This window comes from Streptomyces sp. NPDC031670 (assembly GCF_055580545.1).
In genome coordinates this window covers 1-4586 of the sequence record NZ_JBVILC010000053.1, presented here as the reverse complement: position 1 = coordinate 4586, position 4586 = coordinate 1, and the positions used below count along the sequence as shown (strand labels likewise).

Genomic DNA, 4586 nt, shown 5'->3' with positions numbered 1-4586 from the left:
CCACCCGCTGGAACAGCTCCCACAACTCGTCCGGCACCAGCCGCTCAACGATCCCCGACACGACCAGCAGCATACCCAGCCAAATGAGATGATCTATTAGAAGCCGTATCTCAACCGATCTTGGAACGTACAGGTCGAACAGGGGTGCTGGTTGAGTGATCTTCCGGCGGTGAGCAAGGCCGTCCTCACCCTGGAGAAGCACCGATGAAGAGACTCATTGTGCTATTCAGCCTCGCCGGCGCCGTCGCCTTGGTCCACGAAGGCGACGCCACGCCAGGGCGACGGGCCGCCGAGTGTCTGGGTGAGACGTTCCTGCGAGGGATGGAGTGAGCGTCGGGCCGCATTGACGAACTTCAAGTGTCCCTGGTCCAAGGCGGTGTGGATCGGTCGGAGCTCCTCAAGATCCGCTGGCTGACGATCGTGGAAGAGGATGGTGAAATCCTCGATGACATCGCAGAGCTGGAGAGCTGCTGCGGCCGCCTCGGGATTCGCCACCAAGCTCAGCGACTGGATCGAGGCATTGAACGGTCCCCATGCGACTGCAGGTCTGCGCCGTTCGAGGAACGCCTCACGCAGCTCCATCTCGACGGCGCCGAAAGCCTGCAGGAACCTCTCGTAGGCGGACGTCTGTGTCTCCTGAAGCCACTTTCGATTCTCGCTGCGCCGCCCAACGACCCCGCCTGCAACGACGCCCACGATGGTGGCCGTGACACCGCCTACGGTGGATATCAAGAGCTCCCATGGAACAGCCATTTCAAACCCCCTGGGTGGTTGTCAGAAGCCGTCTCAACCGACCTTGGAACGTGCGGGTCGAACAGGGTCTTGGTTGAGTGAACTTCCGGCGATAGGTGCATGGAGGCAGGGCCTCCTGGTAGCTCGGGGGTGCGACCCCGTTCCGAGCGGTTCCCGGAGGCCCTGTTGTCGTTGTTGTACGCGCCCGATCCCGTCCGCTTCAACTCGCCTGCCGTGTCGTGCGATTGTCTCGCGCACGTGTATGGGCGTCCGGCAGGCCGGACTGCCGCTGGGAGCAGCGCTCGCCTCGGCCGTACTGCCGCTGGTCGCCGATGAGTTCGGCCGGCGGGCGGCACTGCTGACCGGCGGCTTCGTCGCGCTGCTGGAAGTCGGCCTCTTCATGGGCTGCTACCGCCGCCCGCCCGTCGAGCCCGCCCAGCGGGACAGGGGGCCGTCGGACGCGCTCGTGGCGCAACTCCGCGCCCGGCTGCGCATGCTCCGGGATCCGTTCATGGTGAAGATCATGTGGTCGGGGACCAGCCTGATCTCGGTTCAGTACGGCGTGGCCGTCCTGGCGGTGCTCGATCTCCATCAGGCGTCATCGGTCGGCGCCGGACAGGCTGCTCTGGTCTTGGTGGCCTCCCAGGGCGCGGGCGTTGCAGGCCGGATATGCCTAGCGGCCTGGAGCGACCGGAGCGGTTCCGGACGCTATTCCGTCGTGCTGGTCTGCATGGTCGCTGTGATCACCGGGCTGGTCGTGCTGATGACACCGGCTGGGCGGGTACCGGTCGTAGCCTCCGGCGTCTTCGTCTGGCTCGGCTTCTTCGGATTCGGCTGGTACGGGCCGTGGGTCGCCTACGTCACCGAAGCGGCTCCGCCGGGCAAGACCGGCTTTTCCCTGGGTCTGGCCATGTCCGTCAACCAGATCGCCGTCGTTACGGTGCCGCCCGTGCTGGGCCTGCTGGTCGATCTCACCAGCAGCTTCACCCCGGCCTGGGCCCTGCTTTCCCTGTTGGCCATCGTCGCCCTGGCGGTCACGGCCCGGGCGGAACTCCGCACCCCCTAACTGGGTGCGCCAGCGTAACCAGCAGGCGGTCCACGAAGACCAACCACAGCTTCGGTCTGGCACCTGCCGCCCGACGCCGGTCCTGGCCGCGCCGCTGCCGGCGCAGCGCCGGCTCACGGGCAGCCTCCCCACGCGGAGCAAGCTCTTCGAGCAGCTCGCCGAAGTGTGCACGCGAGACCACGGACAGGGCAGGATGGGAACAGGCCGTGCGGGCCCAGGCAAGCGGCACAACTGGCCCAACCCGTGCGGCCCTTCTCGTGTCACGGGCAGGCCGCGACCGCAAGTTCTACGACTGTGCTGGCCATACCACCGCTTGCGCGACGATGGCCCTCTCACCATTGAAAGTGACCGCAGGGCCTTCATGTAGTTGGTAGCCAAGAGCTATCGCTTCGCTCACACGATGGCAGAACGCGGCGTCGTCCGGGCCGGTCAAGACCCGGTAGATAGGCAATCCGTCCGGTGGTGTACTCATGAAGAGAAAGATCTCATGCGCGCCGGTCCACCGGGCCAGGCGACCAGCCCCCTCAGGCCAATCGCTCCTCAAATGCTGGAGCCGTTGTTGCCGGAGGGTACGAGGGGCGGGCGGCCGCCCATGTGGCCTCGGCGGCAGTTGATCGACGGCATACGGTTCCGATTCCGAACCGGGTTCCGTCATGGAGACCGGTCGACCGGCCGTCATGGAACCGGACCGGCGCCGGCCTAGCTCTTCCTACCGCGCAAAGTAACCGCGGGAATCCGGGACGCGCGGTCGAGCAGCTGGGACCCCCCGCCCGACGGCTCGCCGTTGGAGCTGCGCTTTTCCGCCGCTGGCTGACCGGGACGGAGCGCCGGAGGGTCCAAGAAAGGGTTTGCCGACCCGGTGGCTGTGTGTCACCGTTCGTCCTGGACCGGCAGTTGATCATCGGCGGCCCGGTCGATGTCGACAATGTTGCGGCCTCCCGGGGATCCACCGGAGAGGTGACGAAACGATGGGAAGCGGTGTCGTGGGGAACAATTACGAGGACGAGTGTCGCCGGTCGTTGGCCGAGGAGCAGGCGAAGAGCCTTGCCGAGACCAACAACTGGGAACATGTGGACAGGGAGCGGGTCCACCAGGACTGGGACGTCCTGTACCGGGAGATCACGGCTTTTCTGGACGGCGGCTCCCTGCCAGGGGACCAGGAGATCCAGGAGCTCGTCCGTAGGCACTTCGACATCGCCTGCCGGTTCTACACCCCCTCCAGGGAGGCTTACGTCGGCATGTCACTCTTCTACGCGGAGGACGAGGCCATGAGGGCGTTCCACGATTCCTACCACCCTGGGATGGTGGATTTCCTGGGCTCCGCGATCAAGGTGTTTGCGGAGGAGGGGAGTGGGTTCGCCCCCAGCGCAGGGGCCGAGGCTTCGGCGTAGTCGGGCGGCACTGGCCGGGACATGCATGGACGGGGTAGGCCCCAGGGCTGTCGCAGCCCTGGGAGGAGGAAGCAGAGACCGGGGTCCCGGGCTGGTGCCGAGACAACGTCGTGCGTGAGGACGACTTCGTCTGCGTCACTGCGGGAGAGCGATCTGCCCGCGGCGTGGGACGTGGATCCCGCTGCGTGAGACCGGGGCAAAGCCACTCGTTACTGACCTCGCTGGTGTGATGTCGCGAGGCTGACAGGTGACGGGTTTGGCAGTAGGCCGGACATATAAAGTATCCGCAAAGGGCGGCTGCCCGCGGAGCGACGTGCGTTTCGCGGGCACATCCGGATGCAGGCGGCCGAGGTATTCGCCCTGGGAGACGACAACGGGGCGGTCGCCAAGCAGTTATGTGTCAGCGTGCGGTCGGTACAGCGGTGGCGCCAGGCGTGGGAGCACGGCGCAAGACCTGCCCGGAGTCGAAGGGTCCCGCGTCCAGGCGCAAGCTGAGCGAGGCAGTGCTTGCAGTACTTGAGCAGGAGCTGGCCAAGGGGCCGGTCGCGCACGGCCGGCCGGACCCGACCTGGACGCTGGCACGGATCAAGACGCTGAACGGCGCCGCTTCCACAGGAGCATGACGCTCTCCGCTGTTGCGCAGATGCTCCACCGGCACGGCTTCAGCCACCAGGTCCCCGCCCGCCGCGCGGTGGAGCGCGACGAAGCCGTCACCGGCTGGGTGAAGGAGACCTGGCCGCTGGTGGAAACGCCGTGGCGGCGCTCGGGGCCTGGCTGTGCTTCGAGCACGAGGCCGGATTCTCGATGACGCCGCCCACCGCCCGCACCTGGGCCGGGCGCGGACAAACCCCGGTCATCCGGGTGCGGGGACGCTCCCGGCGCCGTTTCTCCATCGCCGCTCCGGCCTGCTACAAGCCGGGCGAACGCTCACGCTGATCAACCGGCCGAAGCGGCACGCTGATCACAAATGGGGCGGCAGACGCAGTTTCACCTGGACCTGTTACCGCGACCTGCTGGCCGGCGCCCACCAACAACGCAGCGCACCGATCGTGGCCATCTGGGACAATTTGAACGTCCACCGGGGCGCCCTGCTGCGGGAGTTCATCGACAGTCATGACTGGATCAGCTGCTACTTTCTGCCGGCCTATGCACCCGATCTCAACCCCGTCGAGGGCGTCTGGTCACTGCTGCGACACGGCAGCCAGGCCAAGCCGGCCTTCACCGTCCCGACCACCTGCTGAGTGCCCTTCGGCAGGAGCTGCGGCAGATCCAGTACCGCAGCAACCTCGTCGATGGATGCCTTAACTGGCCCTAACAAAGGCGTTGGACGTGGCGGTGGGTGATGAGGCAGACGGCGAGGCCGAGGAAGGCTTCGTGGATGTCGTCGCGTCGTTCCC

The 4586-nt window shown here is 66.5% G+C and carries 5 protein-coding genes and 1 pseudogene; 3 read left to right on the top strand and 3 right to left on the bottom strand.

What is annotated here, in order from left to right; all coding sequences use genetic code 11:
* Together ACZ5ID_RS36915 and ACZ5ID_RS36910 are read right to left on the bottom strand one after the other, a co-directional pair.
* The coding region (locus tag ACZ5ID_RS36915) for a hypothetical protein (RefSeq protein ID WP_468907167.1) at positions 1-202 on the bottom strand (202 nt) is incomplete at its 3' end.
* Positions 203-222: 20 nt separating this feature from the next.
* Positions 223-753: a hypothetical protein gene (locus tag ACZ5ID_RS36910; protein WP_391691310.1), complete on the bottom strand. Its 531-nt coding sequence runs from the start codon at positions 751-753 to the stop codon at positions 223-225.
* A 241-nt stretch (positions 754-994) separates the two neighbouring features.
* Between ACZ5ID_RS36910 and ACZ5ID_RS36905 the strand changes: the two genes are divergently transcribed.
* Entirely contained in the window at positions 995-1798 is an 804-nt protein-coding gene (locus ACZ5ID_RS36905; RefSeq protein ID WP_468907165.1) for an MFS transporter, read from the top strand.
* Positions 1799-2084: 286 nt separating this feature from the next.
* On the opposite strand, the gene ACZ5ID_RS36900 is transcribed toward ACZ5ID_RS36905, so the two are convergent.
* Positions 2085-2270 (bottom strand): DUF1737 domain-containing protein, encoded by a 186-nt coding sequence (locus ACZ5ID_RS36900; RefSeq protein ID WP_468907162.1) that lies wholly within the window; start codon positions 2268-2270, stop codon positions 2085-2087.
* A 496-nt stretch (positions 2271-2766) separates the two neighbouring features.
* Between ACZ5ID_RS36900 and ACZ5ID_RS36895 the strand changes: the two genes are divergently transcribed.
* Both ACZ5ID_RS36895 and ACZ5ID_RS36890 read left to right on the top strand, forming a co-directional pair.
* Positions 2767-3189 (top strand): TipAS antibiotic-recognition domain-containing protein, encoded by a 423-nt coding sequence (locus ACZ5ID_RS36895; protein ID WP_468907159.1) that lies wholly within the window; start codon positions 2767-2769, stop codon positions 3187-3189.
* Positions 3190-3464: 275 nt separating this feature from the next.
* Positions 3465-4504: pseudogene (locus ACZ5ID_RS36890) on the top strand (IS630 family transposase).
* Positions 4505-4586: the final 82 nt, after the last annotated feature.